The sequence below is a fragment of the Aromatoleum toluclasticum ATCC 700605 genome (assembly GCF_000378245.1).
Classification (GTDB): Bacteria; Pseudomonadota; Gammaproteobacteria; order Burkholderiales; family Rhodocyclaceae; genus Aromatoleum; species Aromatoleum toluclasticum.
Map to the genome: position 1 here is coordinate 153401 of NZ_KB899495.1, position 20556 is coordinate 173956.

The window sequence follows — 20556 nt, forward strand, 5'->3', positions numbered from 1 at the left end:
ATACGTGTTTGTTTTATTCTGAAGAGGGAGCGGAGCGCTGTCAAGCGGTTGCCGCCCTCCCCTGTGGTTTCAGCTTTCCGTTTCGGGTTCCGGCCAGTCGTTGATGTAGCGTTTGAGCAGCCGGTTCTCGAAACTGCATTCGGTGTAGGCGGCCTTGGCGACGTCCTGCAGCGAGATCACGCCGAGCAGGTGCTCGTCCCCGATCACGGCCAGGTGGCTGATGTGGTTCGCGGTCATCACCCGCCGCACGCAGTCGATCGAATCGTCGGGGCTGCCGAGGATGGGGTTGCCGTTCATGATCTCGCCGACCGGCTGGCCGAGCGCGCCGGCCCCCCGCGCGCTCAACGCGACGAGCACCTCGCGCAGCGTCATCAGGCCGTGCAGCTGATCGTCCTGCAGCACGACCAGCGACCCGACATCGTGTTGCACCATGAGCTTGAGGGCATCCAGCAGCAGGGTATCCGGGGGAACGCCGTGGATTTGCGAACCGCCCGCCCTGTCGCCCTTGATCTGGAGTATGTCGCGTAACAGCATGGTTTCCCCCTTGATGGTTTAAGCGGGCAGCGGATAGAAGCGCTCGCCGCTTTCAGCCCGTGCCGCCAGCCACGGCGAAGGCTCGAAACGGGCGCCCCAGCGGGCCGCGAGACGCCTGCATTGCGCGACGAAGGGCCGGATGCCGACGGTGTCGATGAACGACAGCGCGCCCCCGGTCCAGCCCGGATAGCCGACCCCGAGAACCGAGCCGAGGTCGGCGTCCGCCGCCTCGGTGACGATGCCCTGTTCGTAGCAACGCGCGGCCTCGAGCGCCTGGACGTAGAGCAGGCGCGTCTTCAGGTCCTCAACGTCCGGCTGCTCGGCCGCCGCCGGGAAGGCGGCGGCGATGCCCGGCCACAGGTGCTTCTTCGCGCCCGCGGGGTACTCGTACAGCCCGCCGCCCTGGCGCCGGCCCAGACGCTTGTGATCCTCGACGAGCGCGCGCAGCACCTCGCGCCCCGCGGGGTGCGTGAATTGCGCGGGCAGGCCGTCGGCCTCGGCCTGCTGGATGACTTTCCAGCGCAGCTCCTGCGTGGTCTCGTCGAGCACCGCGAGCGGCCCGATCGGCATGCCGGCGTTGCGCGCGGCATTCTCGATGAGCGCCGGTTCGACGCCGTCGGCAAGCATCTGCAGGCCCTCGTCGACGTAGGTGCAGAACACGCGCGTGGTGTAGAAGGCCGGACCGTCGTTGACGACGATCGGGGTCTTGCGCAACTGGCCGACGAGATCGAGCGCGCGGGCGAGCGCGGTGTCGCTGGTCTGCTTGCCGACGATGACCTCGACCAGCGGCATCTTGTCGACCGGCGAGAAGAAGTGCATGCCGATGAAGTTGGCGGGGCGCGAGGACTTCTCGGCCAACGTGCTGATCATCAGGGTCGAGGTGTTGCTGGCGAACACGGTGTCGGGGGCGATCACGGCCTCCGCCTTCGCCGTGACGCCGGCCTTGATCGCGCGGTCCTCGAACACTGCCTCGATCACGAGATCGCAGCCGTCGAGCGCTTCGTAGCGCGTCACTGGATGGATGCGCGCGAGCAGCGCATCCATTTTTTCCGCAGTGCTGCGGCCGCGTTCGAGGTCCTTCGCGAGGATGCGGCGCGAATATTCCTTGCCGCGCTCGGCGTTTTCCTGCGCCGAATCGAGCAGGACCACGTCGATGCCCGCAGAGGCCGCACAATACGCGATGCCGCCGCCCATCGTGCCGGCCCCGAGGATGCCGAGGCGGCGCACGGCCGATTTCGGCACTCCCGCCGGGCGGCGCACGAGCTTGTTGGCCGCGGTGCGGTTGATGAAGGTGGTGCGCATGATGTTGCGCGCGACGGGGTCGACGAGCAGGCGGCCGAAGTATTTCGCCTCGACCGCGAGGCCGCGGTCGATGGGCAGCTGCGTGCCTTCGAACACTGCCGACAGGATCGCCTTCGGCGCGGGGTAGTTGTCGAGGTAGCGGCCCCGCACGCCGGCAGTGCCGAGCATGAAGCTCTGGCTTGCATGCGGGGCGAGGCAGCCGACGCCGCCCGGCACGCGGAAGCCCTTCTTGTCCCACGGCTGCACCGGATCGGGCGATTCCAGCAGCCAGCGGCGGGCCGTGGCGACGACGTCGGCGAGCGGCGCCAGCGCATGCACGATGCCCAGCTTCGCCGCGGCGGCGGGCTTGACGTGATCGCCGCCGAGGATCAGCGGCAGCGCCTTCTCGATGCCGATCAGGCGCGACAGGCGTTGCGTACCGCCGGCGCCCGGCAGCAGGCCGATGGTGACTTCGGGCAAGCCGACGACGGCCTTCGGGTCGTCGGCAAGCACGCGGTAGTGACACGCCAGCGCGAGTTCGAGGCCGCCGCCGAGCGCCAGCCCGTTCATCGCCGCCGCCACCGGCTTGCCGCAGGTTTCGAGGCGGCGGAACAGCGAGGACAGTTCCCACACGCATTCGACGCCGCGTTGCGGGGTCCAGCCGCGGTCGTGCGCCTCGACCAGATCCTTGAGGTCGCCGCCGGCGACGAAGCCGTTGCTCTTGCCAGAGCAGATGATCACGCCGCGCACATCGACGCGGGCGACGACTTCGTCGAGCATCAGGCCGAGGTCGGCGATCAGTTCGTTGGCCAGCACGTTCATCGGGCGGCCAGGCAGGTCGATGGTGACCAGCGCGATGCCGTCCGCGTCGACTTCCAGTTTCAGTGTATTCATCGTTGTTCCCGGAATGTGACAGGCGTCTCAGACGCGCTCGATGATGGTGGCGGTGGCCATCCCCGCAGCCGCGCACAGGGTGATGAGCGCCGTATGGAGGTCGCGCCGCTCGAGTTCGTCGAGGACGATGCCGACCAGCATCGTGCCGGTGGCGCCCAGCGGATGGCCCATCGCGATGGCGCCGCCATTGACGTTCACGCACTCCGGCCCCACATCCATGTCGCGCATGAAGCGCATCGCGACCGCAGCGAAGGCCTCGTTGATCTCCCACAGGTCGATGTCCTTCGGCGTCATGCCGCAGCGCGCGAGCAAGCGGTGCGCGAGCGGACCCGGCCCGGTCAGCATGATCGACGGTTCGCTGCCGGCCGACATCCAGCCCCGTACCCGGGCGCGCGGCCGCAGCCCGCTGTCGCGGCCGAAGCCGGCGCTGCCGACGAGCATCGCCGCGGCGCCGTCGACGATGCCGCTCGAGTTGCCGCCGGTATGCACGTGGTTGATGGTTTCGATGCGCGGATAGCGGCTGATCATCACCGCGTCGTAACCGGCGTCGCCGGTCGCGACAAAGGCGGGCTTGAGCTTCGCGAGGTCCGCCAGCGAGCAACCGGGCCGGACGTGTTCGTCGCGGGCGCACACGACGTCGCCGATGACGTCGCGCACCGGTACCACGGAGCGCGCGAACCAGCCCTGCTCCCAGGCGTGGGCGGCGCGGCGCTGGCTTTCCACCGCGTAGGCGTCGAGCATGTCGCGCGTGTAGCCGTCCATGGTCGCGATCAGGTCCGCGCCGATCCCCTGCGGCACATAGTGGGTGTTCCACGTGACATCGGGATCGGTGTAGCACGCGCCGCCGTCGGAGAACATCTGCACGCGCGACATCGATTCGACGCCGCCCGCGACCATCGCCTCCGCCTGCCCCGCGATGACCTGCGCCGCGGCCGCGTTGACCGCCTCCAGGCCGGAGCCGCAGAAGCGGTTGATCTGCAGCCCGGGCACGCCCTGGTCGTAGCCGGCGACGAGCGCCGCCATGCGCGGCAGGTTGGCCCCCTGGTCGCCCACCGGGGTAACGCAGCCGAGGATCACGTCCCCGACCAGCGCGGTGTCGAGCCCGCTGCGGTCGCGCAGCGCGGCCAGGGTTTGCGCGGCCAGGCGCGTCGGCGTGATTTCGTGCAGCCCGCCGTCCGGGCGGCCCTTGCCGCGCGGCGTGCGCACGTGGTCGTAGATGAATGCACCAGTCATTCGGCTTCCTTCATGGAGTGGTGTCGCCCGCCGCTTACTTGCGGAATTCGGGCAGGACCTTGTTCGAGAACAGTTCGAGCTGCACCGGCGGGACGGTGATCGAGTGCACGCCGAGCTGCTCGAAGCGCTTCAGCTCGGTGACCACCATGTCGGGCGTGCCGCACAGCAGGCTGTCGACGAAGGCGACATAGGCGGGATGGTCGAAGGGCGGGTTGAACAGCGGTTCGCCCTTGTCGTCCATGAGGTAGCCGTAGCAGCGGATGTGCTCGTTGTAATACACCTCGAGGAACCAGTCGCGGGCGTCGCGCGCCTCGGCCAGCGTGTCGCCGACGAAGACGTCGCGGAACAGCGCATAACGCAGGCGCTCCGCGGGGCGGCCCGCCTCGCGGGCGAGACCGAGGTAGATGTCGACGATTTCCTTGGTGCGGTCGTAGTCGGAGTTGGCCAGCCAGTAGTCGAATCCGCCCGCCGCCGCGCGTTGTGCGCCGACGCGCGAGGTGCCGCCGCAAAACCACATGTCGATGGGGCGCTGCAGGGGCCTCGGCGACAGCTGCTGGTCCTTGTACTCGTAGTGCTTGCCCTGGAAGCTGAAACGCTCCTGGCTGGTGGCGAGGCGGATGATTTCCATCTGCTCCGACAGGCGTGCACCGCGGGTGTTCTTGGCAGTACCGATGCCGTCGAATTCCATCGGCCGGTAGCCCATGCCGAGCCCGAGCGTGACCCGCCCACCCGACAGGATGTCGACCGTCGCGGCGGCCTCGGCGGCACGGATCGGGTCGTACAGCGGCAGCAGCATGGCGCCGGTGATGAGACGGATCTTCGACGTCGCCGCCGCCGCGGCGCCGAGCGCCTGCAGCGGGAAAGGCAGGAAGCGGTTGTATTCGAAGTGGTGTTCGGAGGCGACGACGCCGTCGAAGCCGAGGCGCTCGGCCTCGACCGCGGTGGCGACGAGCGTGTCGTAGTTTTGCGGTACGGCGCCGGGTAAGCCGCGCAGCACGAATTGGCCGGCGAATGAGGTCCAGAATTCCATGTCGTTTTCCTTGCGATCTTTTTCAGGCCTGCAGTCTTGTCTGGACCTCGTTCGCAAAACGCTCGAGGTCGTTCGGGGCGGCATCGCGGTAACGCCACACGAAGTGGCCGATGCGGGTCGCGGCCGCGGCGGCGCGGATGGCGCAGGTGATGTCGTGGGCGGAGCCGCCGAAGGTGTGCGCGTCGGAGGCGCCGTCGATGGCGACGTTGCGCTCGAGGACGGCTTCGACCTCGTAGCTGTGGCGCCCGCAGCCGTCGGCGATCGCGCGGTAACGCGCGAGGCGCTCGATCGCCTCGGCCGTCGTCAGGTTGACGCCCGCATAGGGGGAGACGCCGTTGCGCGCCGCCCATTCGAGCGTTTCGTCGTCGTCGATCGCGACATACACGGGCAGGTGGGTGCTGACGGGCTTGGGCGTCAGCGCGAGGAAGTCGGCGGTCGTGCGGGTGGCGCCCCATTCCCACTGCGGCAGGTATTCGCCCGTCCACGCGGGGTAGCTCAGGCCGGCCGGCGCGTCGTCGGGGGTGTGCGTCGGAAAGCGCACGTACTTGCCGCGGTAGCGCACCTCGTTAGTGGCCCAGGCGCCGCGGATGAACTCGATGGTTTCGTGCACCATCAGCGGATCGACCTTCTGCCGGCTGGCCGGCGCGTACGCGACCCCGCCGCGGCCATGCGAGAACTGGTCGAGCAGCGTGATCTCCTCGGCCAGACGCACCGGAAACTCGCCCGCCACGCTGCGTGCCAGGGCGCGGCAGTGAATGCTCTTGGTGCGGCGCGCGGCAAAGGTCATGAATACGGCGGGCTGGGCGCAGCCGGCCTGGCCGGTCTTGCCCTCCGCAACCCACGCGCTGTCGAAACCCAGCGCATCGCCGCGCTCGATCTCGCCGATGACCCGGTGCCACTGCGTCGCGGCCGGCTCATCACCGCCCAGATCCCAGCTCAAGCCTACCTTCATATGACCTCCAATTTGGTGATTTGACTGCCGACCGCTCTAATAAAAACCAACACGGTCGTTTGTTTCTGAGAGATTAACACAACCGCCCGGGCTGTAAAGCCTTTCCCCGCGGCAAGCGCAGGCTCACGCGAACAGGTCTTCGGCGCGCGGGCGGATCAGCGAGGCCGAACCAGCCGTCGAGGGCCGCAGCTGCGCGCCGCGCACATGGACGACCGGGATCGCCTCGGCCGCCTGCCCCATCACGAACGACGCGGCCGCGGCGAGCTCGTCGGCCACCGCGACCTTGGTGATCTGCAGCGCCCTTCCGAAAAGGTCGGACTCGCCGATCATGTCGACCACCGGCTCGAAACCGGCCGTGCCGATTGCGAAGCCGGCGGTGCCGTCGCGCCACGGCCGGCCGGCGGAGTCGTTGATGATGATGCACAGCTCGGCACCGGTGGCCTCGCGCAGGCGTGCGCGCAGCTGCGCCGCGCTGCGGTCGGGATCGACCGGCAGCAGGAGCACGCGCGGGCGTTGCGGGTCGCTGCGGATGTTGGACTGGTCGATGCCGGCGTTGGCATGGACGTAACCGCGGCGGTGACGCACGATGACCGCGCCGCGCCGGTGGCGCATGACCTCGACCGATTCCCGCAGCATCAGCTCGACGATGCGCGGGTCCTTGTCCGCCTGCTCCGCCAGGGCCTGCGCCTCGGCCGACGGCTCGATGTCGTCGAGGTAGGCGTAGCGGTTTTCCGCTTTCGACACCACCTTCTGCGCCAGCACCAGCAGGTCGCCGTCGGCGGGTACGATCTGCGCGCGCGCGAGCGCATCGAGAATCATCGGCACCAGATCGTCGCCGGGTTCGACCAGCGGGAAACCGGGCAGTCCCGTCAGCTCCATGCGCGCGCTCATGATCTACGCTCCCGCTGCGGCGATGCCGGTGAGGCGAATCCCGGCATGACAGCCATACTGCTTGTTGATGAAGATCAGCGCCGAGGTCAGCGCCTCGACCGCCGCCGCATTGGCGATGCTGCCGGCGTGGAAGCCGCGCAGGCCCGCCGCCTCGACGAGGCCGATCACCGTCTGGCGCGCCTCCTTGCTGTCGCCGCACACCAGCACGTCGCAGTCGAAACCGTGGCCGTCCTTGAGGTGCTCGGCGGCGACGTTCTGGAAGGCGCTGACGACGCGCACCGACTCGCCGAGCAGGTTCTGCGCGATCTGCCCGGCCGAGCCTTCCGGCGGCAGCTGCACGCGCGCAACCTTGGGCGGCACCAGCGGCACGGTGACGTCGATGAGGATCTTGCCGGCGAGGGCGTCGCGGATCGATTCGAGCGTCGCACGCTGGTGGGCGAACGGCACCGTCAGCGCCACGACGTCGGCCTCGCGTGCGGCGGTCGGGTTGTCGGCCGCATGCACGCTCACGGCCTTGCGGCCGCGTTCGGCCATCACGGCGCGCAGCGCGGCGACCGCTTCTTCGGCCTTGTCCGCCGTGCGCGAGCCGATGATGACGTTGTAGCCGGCCTGCGCCCAGCGCCGCGCGAGGCCGGTGCCGAGGTCGCCGGTGCCGCCGATGATCGCGATGGTGGGGAGCTTGTCGGTCATGCAGGTTCTCCTGGAATGTCCCGCGCCATGCGCGGGGGATGGGATGGGTTGCAGCGGGTCGTCCGCGTCATACGCCGGCAGCGGCGCGCTCGGCGCCCTGTGCCAGCACCGGACGCACGACTTTGCGCGGCGGCGTGTTGACGATCTGCGCCAGCGGTGCCGCGGCGAACGAGGCCGCCCGCCGCTCCTCGGCCACGGCGCCGTAAGCGGTGCTGCGCTGGCGCGGCTCGCGCCCGGCGCTGCGGATCAGGCGCTCCATCTCGGCCGGGGGCTTCTCCTGGCCGTGCTGCGCGCCGGCGGCACGGGTGATCATCTCGTTCATCAGCGTGCCGCCGAGGTCGTTGGCGCCCGCCGCCAGCGCCACGAGCGCGCCGGCGTCGCCCATCTTCACCCACGAGGTCTGGATGTTGTCGATGAGGCCGTTGAGCACGAGGCGGGCGACGCTGTGCATCAGCACCGCTTCGCGGAAGGTCGGCCCCTTGCGTGCGCGCCCCTTCAGGTACATGGGCGCCTGTTCGCCGACGAAGGGCAGCGGCACGAACTCGGTGAAGCCGCCCGTCTGGCGCTGCAGCTCGCGCAGGCGGACGAGATGGCGCGCCCAGTGCACGATGCGATCGACATGACCGAACATGATCGTCGAAGTCGTCCTGAGGCCGACGCGGTGCGCGCTGCCGACCACTTCCAGCCACTCGTCGGTGCGCAGCTTGTCGGGACAGATGACCGCCCGCACCTCGTCGTCGAGCATTTCGGCCGCGGTGCCGGGCAGGGTGTTGAGCCCGGCATCGCGCAGCCGGCGCAGGAAGGTCTCCACCGGCATGTCGAGCGTACGCGCGCCCTGCGCCACTTCCAGCGGCGAGAAGGCATGCACGTGGATGTTCGGCGCCACGGCGCGGATCGTCGCGAGCAGGTCGAGGTACTTCTGCCCGGTGTACGCGGGGTGGATGCCGCCCTGCAGGCACACTTCGGTGCCGCCGCGCTCCCACGCCTCGCGCACACGCCGCGCCACCTCGTCGTGTTCGAGGTCGTAGGGCGCGCCGGCGAGCTTCTCGTTGTGCTTGCCCTTGGAGAAGGCGCAGAACTGGCAGTTGAAATAACAGATGTTGGTGTAGCTGATGTTGCGATTGACCACGTAGCTGACCGCCTCGCCGCAGCGGTGCCGGCGCAGCTGGTCGGCCGCCTGGCAGACGTAGGCGAACTCCGGGCCGCGCGCCTGGAACAGGCGCACGATCTCGGCCTCGTCGAGGGCGGCGCCGGCACTGGCGCGCGCGACGATGTCCATCACCTCGGGCGCCACGTCGCCGTCGGCGATGGGGGCCTGCGGCGCGGCCGCGGCCTCGGCGGGCAGCGCGCCGCCCTTGCCCGGCAGCCAGTCGTCGAGGCGCGGATAGCCCTCGGCATCGACCATCCGCAGCACGACCTTGTGCACCGTCGGCGCCAGCCACGTCGCGCCGTCGACGACGTACGACGGATACACCGTGAGGCGCTCGTGCAGGTACTTGCCTGCGGCGGCGGTCTGGCTTCGCAGCTGTTCCACATGCGGCCACGGCGCCTCGGGATTGACGAAATCCGGCGTCAGCGGCGACACGCCGCCCCAGTCGTTGATGCCGGCCGCGACCAGATGCGGCAGCTCGCCCGGGCTCAGATTGGGCGGCGCCTGGATGCTCATGTCGGGGCCGAGGACGAGGCGCGCGACGGCGATGGTCCACAGCATGTCGTCGAGATCCGGCTCGGGCGCGTCGGCCATCTTGGTGCCGGGCTTGGCGCGGAAATTCTGGATGATGATTTCCTGCAGATGGCCATATTGCGCATGCAGGTCGCGCAGCGCGAGCAGCGATTCGATGCGCTCGGTGCGCGATTCGCCGATGCCGATCAGGATCCCCGAGGTGAAGGGCACGCGCGCCTCGCCGGCGAGGCGGATGGTTTCGAGCCGGCGCTCCGGCGCCTTGTCGGGCGATCCGAAGTGCGGTTTGCCCCGCTCGCCCAGCGCTCCCGCGGAGGATTCGAGCATCAGGCCCATCGATGCGGAGACCGGACGCAGCACCTCGATGTCGGCCTGCGTCAGGTTGCCCGCGTTGATGTGCGGCAGCACGCCGGTTTCCTCGAGGACGCGGCCGGCGACATGCGCGAGATAGTCGATGGTCGACCCGAAGCCGAGCCACGCCAGCGCGTCGCGCGCCTCCTGCCAGCGCTGTTCGGGCTTCTCGCCGAGCGTGAAGAGCGCCTCCTTGCAGCCCAGCGCGGCCGCCTCGCGCACCGTCGCGAGCACCGATTCGACCGGGAGATAGGCGCGTCCGACGCTCTTCGGCGTGCCCGCGAAGGCGCAGTAGTGGCACACGTCGCGGCACAGCTGCGTGAGCGGGATGAACACCTTGCGCGACCACGTGACGAGGTTGCGGAAGCCGCGGTCGCGCACCTGGCGCGCCTCGGCCATCAGGCGTGCGGTATCGGTCTGGGTCGCGAGCGCGAGGGCTTCGGCCCGCGTGGGCAGGCGCCGCTGGGCGAGAAAGGGCATCTCAATGCGTGACATTTTCCTGGTCTCCATGGGGTCGGGGGGTACGCTTGCGCCGGTCGCCGTCTCCCGGACAAGCCGGGAGCGCGTGCAGGCGCCGCGCGATTCTTATGTGTTCGAGATAATTCTGGACGTGCGTGACGGGCTCGGCGCCGGTGCGGGCGACGAGTTCGGCGAGATCCTGCGGCCAGTCGACGTCGAAGGCGACGCCCGGCAGTTCCACCACGCGCAGGGTCGCCTCCAGCGCCACCGCCTGGCGGACGTGATGGACGAAGCTGTTGCGCCCGTACGCGAAGGTGAATTCGCGCGCCGGCGAGCAGATCATGCAGTTGGTGCCTTCGCGATGACGGTCCGGTGCGATGGTCACCGCCGGCCGCGACTGCGGCTCGTGGGCCAGCGCGAGGCGGGTGATTTCCGCCGCCGACAGCAGCGGAATGTCGGCATGCAGCACCAGCACGTCGTCGATGCCGGCGCGGGCGAGCGTGGCGACGGCGGCCTGCACCGTGCCGTTCAGCCCGCGCGCGCCGAGCGCCGATTCGGGCAGCCAGTCGGCGTGAAAGCGATCGACGAGGGGGCGCGCGCCCGGATCCCCCGCCACGACGACGGTCCCCGCCAGACAAGGGTGGTGCGCCAGCACCGCGAGCACGTCGGCGAGCATCGCCTTGACCAGTTCCTCGCGCTCGCGCGGGGACAGGATCCGGGCGAGGCGCTGCTTGGCGCGCGAAAACTGCTTCACCGGAATCAGGGCATGCATGGCGCCTCCTCCTCCTCGCGCAGCGCGCGCGCAAAGGCCAGCACCCGGCGCGCCAGGCCGACCTTGTCCTGGCGGTTGCGCATCAGCGTCGGCACCACCAGCACCTTGATGCCGAGTGCGCGGATGGCCGGCGCCTGGGCGACGTCGGCATCGTCGATGACGAAGCCGTCGATCAGCTCGCCGTAGTGGGCCGCCACCGCCTCGGCGGTCTGCGGCAGGTTCAGCTCCTGCATCATCTTCGCCGCAGGCCCCTTCACCGCCGCCCCGGCGATGATCGGCGACACGGCGATCACCGGGGCGGCGCTGGCGCGCAGCGCGGCCTCTACTCCCGGCAGGCGCAACATCGGGGCGACGCTGACGAAGGGATTCGAGGGGCAGATCACCGTCGCCCCGAGCGTAGGCGAGCGCAGGCTTTCGACAAGCTGCGGATGCGGGCGCGCCGCGTCGATGCCGTCGAAGCGGAAGCCGGCGACGCGCGGCTCGCAGCGGCGCCGCACGAAGTAGTCCTGGAACGGCAACTCGCCCGCTTCGGTCTGCACCATCGTACGCACCGGATCGTCGCTCATCGGCAGCAAGGTGTGCGCCACGCCCAGCGCGCGGCACAGCCGGCGGGTGACCTGCGACAGCGACTCGCCCGCGCGCAGGCGCTGGCTGCGCACCAGGTGGGTGGCGATGTCGCGGTCGCCGAGGCGGAACCACGTCTCGGCCCCGTAGCGCCCGAGCGCGTCCATGGCCGCCCAGCTTTCCCCGGCGAGGCCCCAGCCCTGCTCGGCGTTGCCGATGCCGGCCAGCGTGTACATGACGGTATCGAGGTCGGGGGAAATGCTCAGGCCGAGGTGGTCGAAGTCGTCCCCGGTGTTGGCGACGATCGTCAGCTCGCCGGGGCGCAGCTCGTCGGCGAGGCCCAGCGCCAGCTTCGCGCCGCCGACCCCGCCCGAAAGTGCCAGGATTTCCCGTTTCATCGCCTCGCTCCCGTCGCTCATGCCCGTCAGGCGTAGCAGTGCGCCATGTGGCGCGCCACCGTTTCGCGGTGCCAGCCCGCATCGCCGGCGGTCACGGCGTTGGCCCGCGCGCGCCGCAGATGCAGATGCACGTCCAGTTCCCACGTGTAGCCGATGCCGCCGTGCAGTTGCACCGCCGCCTCGGCCGCGTCGACCGCGGTCTCGCCGATGAAGGCCTTGGCCGCCGCCACCAGCGCGCCGGCATCGCCGCGCCGTTCGTCGAGCGCGAGGCAGGCGGCGTACAGCAGGCTGCGGCCGATCTCGACGTTCACCTGCACGTCGGCGAGGCGGTGGCTGACGGCCTGGAAGCTTCCGATCGCGCGGCCGAACTGCACGCGCTCCTTCGCGTAGGCGGTCGTCATCGCCAGGGCGGCCCCGGCGCTGCCGAGCAGGTCCGCTGCGACGAGCGCCGTCCATACTGCGTAGGCGTCGTGCGCCGCGCCGGCGTCCGGCACCATGCGCTGCGCCTCGACCCGCACGCCGTCGAAGCGCAGCTCGACGATGTCCTGCGCGTCGATGCGCTGCATCGGCACCGCTTCCACGCCGGCCGCGCCGGCTTCGACCGGCAGCAGCCGGACTTCGTCGCCGACCCGCGCGGCGACGAGGAACAGGCCTGCCGTGCTGCCGTCGGCGACGAAGATCTTGCTGCCCGACAGCCGCAGGCCACCGTCACCGGCCTGCGCCGCCATGACGACGGCATCCGGCCCCCAGGTGCCGTTGGGCTCTTCCACCGCGAGGGTCACGGGCAAGCTGCCGGCGATGATCCGCGGCAGCAGTTCGGCCTTCAGCGCCGCGCCGCCGCTGCGGTCGAGCGCGATCGCGCCGGCCAGCGTCGACGTCATCGCGCCCGGCAGCAGCGCGCGCCCGGCCTCTTCCGCCAGCAGCGCGGCGCCGATCACGCCCAGACCGCTGCCGCCGCCGGCCTCGCTGCAGCCGGCACCGAACCAGCCCATCTCCGCCAGCTCGGCCCACAACTGCGCCGGCATCCGCGACGGCGGCGTGTCGAGCGCGCGGCGCGCGGACTCGGCCTTCCAGCGCTGCGCGAGCAGGTCGCGGGCGATGTCGCGCAGCGCAACCAGTTCTTCGCCAAGTTCGAAATCCATCATGCCTCCCCGGTCGAACGCGGCAGGCCGAGCACGCGCTCGGCGATGACGTTGTGCATGATTTCGCTGGTGCCGCCGCCGATGCTGTAGCCGAGCGAATCGAAGTAGCCGGCCACGAGCCGCCCCTTGCCGACGACGTGGGGCGATTTCTTGGTCAGGCAGGCGTAAGGGCCGGCGTTGTCGAGCGCCGCGCGGGCGACCTTCTGCCGCAGCTTCGCGGCGAACAGCTTGCCCACCGAGGCCGAGGCCCCCGGCTGGCGCCCGGCGAGCTGGTCGCTCAGCGCGCGCAAGCCGAGGTAGCGCAGGCCTTCGAGTTCGATCCAGTACTGCGCCGCCTGCTGCCGCGCCACGGCGTCGGCGATCTCGCCGCCCGCCGCCGCTTGCCGCCACAGCCGTTCGAGGCTGCCTTCCAGCGAGATGACGCCGGACAGGCCGCTGCGCTCGTGGTCGAGCGTGCTGCGCGCGATCTTCCAGCCGCCATGCAGCTCGCCGACGAGCTGCTCGCGCGGGATGCGCACGGCATCGAAGAACACCTCGGAGAAATGCACGCCGCCGCCGGCGTTGCGCAGCGGGCGCACGCTGATGCCCGGCGTATCCATGCGGCAGAGCAGATAGCTGATGCCTTCGCGCTGGGGTGCCGACGGATCGGTGCGCACCAGCAGGAAGCACCAGTCGGCGATCGGCCCGAGGCTGGTCCACAACTTCTGCCCGGTAACGACGAAGTCGTCGCCTTCGAGCACCGCGCGCGTCGTCAGCGAGGCCAGATCGCTGCCCGCGCCGGGTTCGCTGAAGCCCTGGCACCACAGCTCCTCGCCGGACAGGATGCGCGGCAGGAAGCGGCGGCGCTGCGCCTCGGTGCCGTGCCGCACCAGCGTCGGACCGAGGATCGACAGGCCGATGGTGTTGATCAGCGGCGGCAATTTGGCGCGGGCCATCTCTTCCGACACGATCACCTGTTGCGTCAGCGTCGCGTCCTGCCCGCCGTAGGCCTTCGGCCACGCCAGGCCGACGTAGCCGGCCTCCCACAGACGCCGTTGCCAGTCGCGCGCGGCTTGCACCGGATCGGCCGCCTTCGCCACCGCGGCCGCGTGATGGGCGTTGGCGGCGATCCATTCGCGGCAGCGCAGCCGGTAGGCTTCCTCGGCGGCAGTGAACTTGAGGTCCATGGCTCAGGCGACGAGGCGGGTATGGAGTTGCGACGCCGCGACGCGGATGCTGTCGAGCACGTCCACATGCGCGCGCCCCGGCAGGTACATGCGGCACAGCAGGTGGTTGATGCCCACATCGCCCTTCAGGCGCAGCAGCCGCCCCAGCACCTCGTCGTGGCTGCCGTACAGCGCGCAGCCGGCCAACAGGGCCTCGTCGCTCATGCCGCGGATGACGGCGAGATCCTTCTGGTCCTCGCGCCCCTCGGCGCGCAGCGCGTCGATGCGCGCGCGCAGGCCCGGCAGCGCCTTTTCGCGGGCGACCTTGCCGTCGGCGGCGAGGAACAGCTCGCGCGCCAGCGCCACCTCGACCTCGCAGCGGTCGCGGCCGGCCTTCGCCAGCGCCGCGTCGTACCAGCCGACCTTGGCCCTGACCTCGTCCTCGGTTTCCAGCGACGACACCAGCAGGCTGTAGCCGCGCGACGCGGCCCACTCGATCATGGCGCGCGACGTGGCATTGACCCACAGCGGCGGATGCGGCAGCTGGATCGGGCGCGGCAGCAGGGGCAGGTATTCCGCCTCGGTCTGCCCGCGCCGCCACTGGTCGACGAACTTCCGCTCGCCGGGCTCGCGACGCCAGCCGCGCTCGCCTTTCGCGTGCAGCGGGAACACGTAGTGTTCGCCGATGTACTGCACGTTGCTTTGCGACCATACGGCGCGCACCAGATCGACGGCCTCGCGCAGGCACGCCTCGCGCTGCTCCCACGGCACGCCCGCGGCGGCGAATTCGCCGGCGCGTTCGCCGGCCGACACGCCCATGATCAGGCGCCCGCGCGACACGATGTCGACCAGCGCGTAGTCCTCGGCGCTATTCACCGGGAAATCCAGCGCCAGCTGGCGATTGGCCGGGCCGACGCGGATCGAGCGGGTGGCGGCCGCGGCTGCGGCGGCGAGCGGCGCGACTTCCGGCGTGCCGAGCGCGCCGTGGTGTTCCTCGAACAGCGCCGCGTCGAAGCCCAGGCGGTCGGCCTCGGCGATCTGCGCCAGCGCGTCGTGGTAGGAGCACTGCGGCCCCAGCGAATACAACAGACCCAGTCTCATTTCCGCCCCCCCTCGCGCAGCATCGGCATCACTTCCTTGGCAAACAGCTCCATCGACTCCAGCATCCGGTCATTGCGGAAATTGGCCCAGCTCAGGCGCGCCAGCAGCATGTCGACGCCGTAATCGACGACCGGGCGGAACATCTCGCGCACCCGCGCCGGACCGCCGCGCGGCCGGTTCGGATTGGTGATGAACTGCTCCTTCATGCCCGGCGGCGGCTCGGTGACCTGCGAGCCGTCTTCGTTGAACATGCGGAAGAAGCCGAAGCCGATGAACTGGTCGCGCATCGCCGGCCAGTAGTCCTGCTCGATCGTCACGGCGGCCTCCTCGTCGCTCGCGGCGAGATAGACGTCGACGAACTTGGCCCGCTTCAGGCTGGCCGGGTCGCGGCCGAACTCGCGCGCGAACTCGGCGTAGCGGTCGAACACCGTCATGCCGCACTCGGCGTCGCCGGTGGTGCAGTACGGCCAGCCGCGCTTGGCCGCCGCCTTGACCGACCAGTCGGCGAAGCCGCCGCACACCCACATCGGCACCTCGCGCTGGACGGGGCGCGTCTTGAGCGAGACGTCCTTGTAGTTGTAGTACTCGCCGCTGAAGGAGAAGGTCTCCTCGGTCAGCGCGCGGCGCACCACCTCGAAAGCCTCGATGAAGCGCGCACCGATGCGGCCGATCTCGACGCCGTGGCCGTGGAACTCTTCCGGCCGATAACCGGCGCCGAGGCCCAGCACCAGACGGCCGTTGGAAATGCGGTCGAGCACCGCCGCCTGCTCGGCGACCTTGAGCGGATCGTGCTGCGGCACCAGCAGCGCGCCGGTGACGAGCTTGATGCGGCTGGTCGCGAGCGCGACCGGCGCGAACGCGGTCAGCAGCGACGGACAGTAGCCGTCATACCAGAACGAGTGCTCGGTGAGCGCGAAGCCGTCGTAGCCGAGCTCCTCGGCGCGCCGCGCATGCACCACCAGGTCGTCGTACATGTCGGCGTGCGAACGCCGGTACGAATGGGGACTCTGCATCCCGTACGGTCCGATCACGATATCCATGGATTCCACATCCTCCTCAATGCTGTTCGACTGTCGGGAAACGACGGCCCGCAGCGGTCACTGCCCCGCCCGCACCGTTTCCGCCTGCGCGGCCTTCGCGCGGTTCGCGGCGTCCTGCTGCAATGCCACCTTCTGGATCTTGCCGGTGGGCGTCATCGGCATCGCGTCGAGCCTGACGAGCACTTCCGGGTACATGTACTTCATCGCCTTGTGTTGGCCGAAGAAGGCCTCCACCTCGGCCAGCGGAATGTCGCGGCCATCGCGCGTCACGAGGTAGGCGCACACGCGCTCGCCCAGGCGCTCGTCGGGCATGCCGACCACGGCCGAATCGAGCACGTCCGGGTGCTGGCACAGCAGGTCCTCGATTTCCTTCGGATACACTTTCGAGCCGCCGCGGTTGATGACCTCTTTCGCCCGCCCGGCAAAACACAGGTAGCCGTCGGCATCGACGAAACCGAGGTCGCCGGTGTAGAACCAGCCCTCGTCGTCGCGCGTCTCGGCCGTCTTCTGCGGTTGGTTGTGATAGCCGACGAACAGCGTCGGGCCGCGGAAGCAGATCTCGCCGACCTCGCCCGCCGCCAGGCGGCGCGAGCGGTCCTTCTGGTCCACGATCTTGAGCTGCGCGCCGAACACCGGCCGGCCGACCGAGTCGCGCACTTTCTCGTCGGGGTCGTCGGGCGAGGTGCGCGTATGCACGATCGTCTCACCCATGCCGTAGGTGTTGGCCGACTTGACGCCCCAGGTGCGCTGCAGCTCGGCGATCAGCTCGGGCGAGCTGCGCGCGCCGCCGACCGCCACCGACTTGATGCACGAGGTGTCGTGCTTGGCGAAATCGGGGTGGCGCAGGATGCCGTACAGGTGGGCCGGCGTTCCCGACAGCATCGTCACGCGCGCCCGCTCGATCATCCCCAGCAGCTCGCCCGGGCTGTAGCGGTCGAGCACCACCATCGGGAAGCCGCCGAACACGCAGTAGTAGGTCGTGAAATGGCCGAAGCTGTGCGTCATCGGCGAACAGGCCAGCATCACCGTGTCGGCCGCCATGTAGCCGGTCAACTGGCGGATCAGCGACATGATGGTGTTGTGGGTGTGCAGGAAGCCTTTGGGGTTGCCCTCGGTGCCGGACGTGAAGTTCAGATAGAACACGTCGTCGGCGCGCGGCGCGAGGCCCTCGAGGCGCTGCAGGTTGCCGCGCCCCTCCTCGATCAGCGCCGCGAGTGCGCATTCGTCCGCGCCCTTCGGCTCGCCGCGCGCGACGATGAAGTGGCGCAGCCCCGGCAGTTGCGGGCGCACCCCGCGGATCATGTCGGCATAGCCGAAATCCTTGAAGGAATCGGCCACGATCACCGCATCGGTGCCGCAGAACTGGAACAGGTTGGTGATTTCGCGCTCGCGGAACACCGTGTGCGTCGGCTGGATCACCGCGCCGATGCGCGACAGCGCGATCTGCAGGAAGCAGAACTCCACCCAGTTCGGCAGCTGCACCGCGACGATGTCGCCCGGCCCGATGCCGATCCCCAGGAGGCCCGCGGCGAGCGCGTCCGATTCGGCCTTGAACTCGGCGAAGGTGTAGCTGCGCGTCGTCGTGATCAGCGCGGTGCGGTCGGGGCAGCGGGCGACCGTGTCGTCCAGGCCCTGATGCAGGGTGTAGTCGGTCCACAGGCCGGCATCGCGCCAGGTCTTGCCGTAGGTTTCGGAAAAGCGGGGAAATTGATGTCGAGTCATGTCCGTCGAAAGCTTCCGTTGATGGTCACAAACGGGTCGCACATCCGGACAGACCGCTGCGTACCCGGTCACGGACATCCCTGCCACAGGCAGGAAGCTGCATCCGTTCCGGGGGGTCTCCTGTCCCGGTGACCCGTCCTTAAAAAACCGACGTGTCTGTTTGTTGTTGAGGCGATCATATCACACGGTTTACCGTTGTAAACGGCTGCACCGCAAATTTCAATCACGTCTGTTTTTATTTTCCGCGGGACGCCGCGGCGCAGCCGCTTCAGGCGCCGCGGAGCACGCGGTACGAGGGATCGGAGCGGTCGCGCGCGCCGTCGGCGAGAGGAATGCCGGGCCGTGCGGGCCGGATCAGGGGAGGTTCGGCAAAATCGGCCAGCGTGCGCTCCACCGGCTCGACACGGTTCCAGTCGAGCACTGACTGGCGATGGCGGATCGCCCACACGTCGTCGATGCATTCGAAGCGGTCGAGGTAACGTCCGCCGGCGAGGATGTCATACACGCCGCCGCCCCACGGCACCTGCAGCACGAGGTTCCAGTACGTCTCGACGCCGGCCCGGTCGCCGTCAAGTTCGATCAGGATGTTGCTGACCGCATGGCGCGTGACCACCATTGCGGCGTGCACCGGCCACAGCCAGTCGACGAAACCTTCCGGCGATCCGGCATACAGCGGCCCGTGGTCGTCGGTGCCGCCGGGGTGCCAGCAGGACAGGGTCAGTTCCCTGTCCATGCGGTCCATGCCGCGGCAGTAGCGGTGAATCACGTCGGTGATTGCGCAGCGTGCCGCCACTTCGGCGGCCGTGGGTGTTCTGACGCCCATCGTCTTCTCCCCTGTGCGCCGGACCGCTCCGCGGCCCGGCGGTTGGCCGGCGGGCGCGTCAGGCCGGCGCGCCGGGTGCGAATTCGAGAAAACCGCCCGCCGTCATGCCGCCATCGACGGCGATCTCGGCGCCGCACAGGTAGGTCGATTCGTCGCTGGCGAGGAACAGGCTGACGTTGGCGACCTCTTCCGGGCGGCCGATACGCTGGATCGGCTGACGACGGAACACCCGCTCCCACACCTCGGCCGGCACCACGTCGGTGCCGGCCATCGGCGTATCGACAGCGCCCGGGTGGATCGAATTGACGCGCACGCCGCGCGGCCCGAACTCCATCGCGGCGACCTTGGTAAGGCCGCGCAGGCCCCATTTGCTCGAACCGTAGGCCGCCATGCCGTTGGTGCCGTGCAGGCCCTCGGTCGAGGAGATGTTGATGATCGAGCCCTTGCCGCGCGCGAACATGAGCGGCGCGACCGTCTGCATGCCGAGGAAGGCGCCGCCGAGGTTCACCGCCAGCACTTTCTGGAAAGTGGCCGGATCGAAGTCGACGATCGTGCCGACGAGACAGATGCCGGCATTGTTCACCAGCACGTCCACGCCGCCGAAGCGATCCACCGCCTGCGCCGCACACGCCTTCCACGCGGCCGCGTCGGAGACGTCCAGATGCGCGAAAAGCGCGTTCGCACCCAGTTCGTCGGCCAGCGCGCGCCCTTCGGCGTCGAGCACGTCGGCAATCACCACGCGCCCGCCTTCCGCAACGAAGCGGCGCACCGTCGCCTCACCCATGCCCCGCGCGCCACCGGTGACGATGGCGGTCTTTCCCTCGATACGGCCCATGCTGTCTCCCTTCCCGTCGTTGTCGTAGTGAAGCGCCCGCGCGCTTCCGGTCGCGCTGCGTCAGCCGCGGTCGAGCGCCAGAAAGCGGCGGGCGTTGTCGTAGAGCACCTTGCGTTTCGTCGATTCGGCGATGTCGAGCTGCAGGAACTCCTCCTTGCAGCGGCGCAGGCCGAGGCCGTTGGTGCCGAACAGCACCTTGTCGCGGCCGCGGCCGGAATCCATGAACTTCACCAGACGGTCGTCCAGCCCCTTCGGGAAATAGCCCGAGATGTCGCCATACACGTTGGGATGGCGCCACAGCATCGAGCACCACTCGTCGACCCACGGCCACCCGGTGTGCGACAGGTTGATGCGCAGGTCGGGGAACTCGATCGCGACGTCGTCCGCGAGCATCGGGCGGCCGCAGTCGGAGGGCAGCACTTCGGCCGAATGCCCGACCTGGAAGCCCACCGCGATGTCCAGCTCGACGCACTTGGCGTAGAGCGGATAGAAGCGCCGGTCGTTGGGCGGCAAACCGTAGGACAGCGGATGGAACCACACGTAGTTGAAGCCGTATTCGCGCACGACGTGTTCGATCTCGCGCAGGCTCTCGCTGATGCGGAACGGGTCGTAGCTGGCCGCGCCCATGATGCGGCCGCCCGATTCGCGGATCGCCTCGCCGATCGGCTCGACCGGGCTGTTGAGGATGAAGTCGCGGTGGTAGTAGTACGACCACATCTTGGTCGCGCACACCGACACCTGCTCGTAGCCGTACTCGTCCATGCTCGCGAGGCAGGCCGCGACCGAGCGGTGACCGGCCAGCGTATCGCCCGCTTCGCCCTCCTTCACCTCCTTGCGCCGCCCCGACTCGTCGGCGAGCGACTTGAAGGTCGTGCGCAGCATGATCTGGAATTCGCGATACTCGAACGGCACGGTCGCGAGATCGCTACGGATCTCGCGCAGGTGATTCATGATGTCGATCGTCGGATAGTCGTTGAGATTGCTCATGTCGCTCACCGGGCCACCTCTGGGTGGTCCT

The 20556-nt window shown here is 69.4% G+C and carries 18 protein-coding genes; all 18 read right to left on the minus strand.

What is annotated here, in order from left to right:
* Positions 1-69 precede the first annotated feature (69 nt).
* Positions 70-534 (minus strand): CBS domain-containing protein, encoded by a 465-nt coding sequence (locus F464_RS0110160; protein WP_018989696.1) that lies wholly within the window; start codon positions 532-534, stop codon positions 70-72.
* An 18-nt stretch (positions 535-552) separates the two neighbouring features.
* On the minus strand, positions 553-2709 hold the full coding sequence (locus tag F464_RS0110165; protein WP_018989697.1) for a 3-hydroxyacyl-CoA dehydrogenase NAD-binding domain-containing protein: 2157 nt from the start codon (positions 2707-2709) through the stop codon (positions 553-555).
* Positions 2710-2736: 27 nt separating this feature from the next.
* On the minus strand, positions 2737-3942 hold the full coding sequence (locus F464_RS0110170) for an acetyl-CoA C-acetyltransferase (protein ID WP_018989698.1): 1206 nt from the start codon (positions 3940-3942) through the stop codon (positions 2737-2739).
* A 34-nt stretch (positions 3943-3976) separates the two neighbouring features.
* Entirely contained in the window at positions 3977-4972 is a 996-nt protein-coding gene (locus tag F464_RS29875) for an LLM class flavin-dependent oxidoreductase (protein WP_018989699.1), read from the minus strand.
* A 22-nt stretch (positions 4973-4994) separates the two neighbouring features.
* On the minus strand, positions 4995-5924 hold the full coding sequence (locus F464_RS0110180; protein ID WP_018989700.1) for an LLM class flavin-dependent oxidoreductase: 930 nt from the start codon (positions 5922-5924) through the stop codon (positions 4995-4997).
* Between the two features lie 123 nt (positions 5925-6047).
* On the minus strand, positions 6048-6815 hold the full coding sequence (gene cofE / locus F464_RS0110185) for a coenzyme F420-0:L-glutamate ligase (RefSeq protein WP_018989701.1): 768 nt from the start codon (positions 6813-6815) through the stop codon (positions 6048-6050).
* A gap of 3 nt (positions 6816-6818) precedes the next feature.
* Entirely contained in the window at positions 6819-7505 is a 687-nt protein-coding gene (gene npdG, locus F464_RS0110190) for an NADPH-dependent F420 reductase (RefSeq protein WP_018989702.1), read from the minus strand.
* 67 nt (positions 7506-7572) lie between these two features.
* On the minus strand, positions 7573-10032 hold the full coding sequence (cofH, locus tag F464_RS0110195; protein WP_018989703.1) for a 5-amino-6-(D-ribitylamino)uracil--L-tyrosine 4-hydroxyphenyl transferase CofH: 2460 nt from the start codon (positions 10030-10032) through the stop codon (positions 7573-7575).
* Complete coding sequence (gene cofC / locus F464_RS29880; RefSeq protein WP_018989704.1) at positions 10019-10768, minus strand: 2-phospho-L-lactate guanylyltransferase; 750 nt, start codon at positions 10766-10768, stop codon at positions 10019-10021. Before cofC ends, cofH begins: the two co-directional genes overlap by 14 nt.
* Positions 10756-11730, minus strand: coding sequence for a 2-phospho-L-lactate transferase (gene cofD / locus F464_RS0110205; RefSeq protein ID WP_018989705.1), 975 nt, complete (start codon positions 11728-11730; stop codon positions 10756-10758). The genes cofC and cofD overlap by 13 nt, the downstream gene beginning before the upstream one ends.
* A 26-nt stretch (positions 11731-11756) precedes the next feature.
* Positions 11757-12872 (minus strand): acyl-CoA dehydrogenase family protein, encoded by a 1116-nt coding sequence (locus F464_RS28235; RefSeq protein WP_018989706.1) that lies wholly within the window; start codon positions 12870-12872, stop codon positions 11757-11759.
* A complete protein-coding gene (locus F464_RS0110215; protein ID WP_018989707.1) occupies positions 12872-14038 on the minus strand; it encodes an acyl-CoA dehydrogenase family protein in 1167 nt (388 codons plus the stop codon). Before F464_RS0110215 ends, F464_RS28235 begins: the two co-directional genes overlap by 1 nt.
* Positions 14039-14041: 3 nt before the next feature.
* Positions 14042-15118 carry an LLM class flavin-dependent oxidoreductase gene (locus F464_RS0110220; protein ID WP_084600464.1) on the minus strand — a complete coding sequence of 359 codons (1077 nt, stop codon included), beginning with the start codon at positions 15116-15118 and terminating at the stop codon, positions 14042-14044.
* Positions 15115-16158, minus strand: a complete 1044-nt coding sequence (locus F464_RS29885; protein WP_018989709.1) for an LLM class flavin-dependent oxidoreductase — start codon at positions 16156-16158, stop codon at positions 15115-15117. The genes F464_RS0110220 and F464_RS29885 overlap by 4 nt, the downstream gene beginning before the upstream one ends.
* A gap of 57 nt (positions 16159-16215) precedes the next feature.
* The gene (locus tag F464_RS0110230) at positions 16216-17880 is read right to left on the minus strand and encodes a class I adenylate-forming enzyme family protein (protein ID WP_018989710.1); all 1665 of its coding nucleotides are present in this window, start codon (positions 17878-17880) and stop codon (positions 16216-16218) included.
* Positions 17881-18148: 268 nt separating this feature from the next.
* Complete coding sequence (locus F464_RS0110235) at positions 18149-18703, minus strand: nuclear transport factor 2 family protein (protein ID WP_018989711.1); 555 nt, start codon at positions 18701-18703, stop codon at positions 18149-18151.
* A gap of 58 nt (positions 18704-18761) precedes the next feature.
* Entirely contained in the window at positions 18762-19538 is a 777-nt protein-coding gene (locus F464_RS0110240; protein WP_018989712.1) for an SDR family NAD(P)-dependent oxidoreductase, read from the minus strand.
* Between the two features lie 60 nt (positions 19539-19598).
* Positions 19599-20525 carry an amidohydrolase family protein gene (locus F464_RS0110245; protein WP_018989713.1) on the minus strand — a complete coding sequence of 309 codons (927 nt, stop codon included), beginning with the start codon at positions 20523-20525 and terminating at the stop codon, positions 19599-19601.
* Positions 20526-20556: the final 31 nt, after the last annotated feature.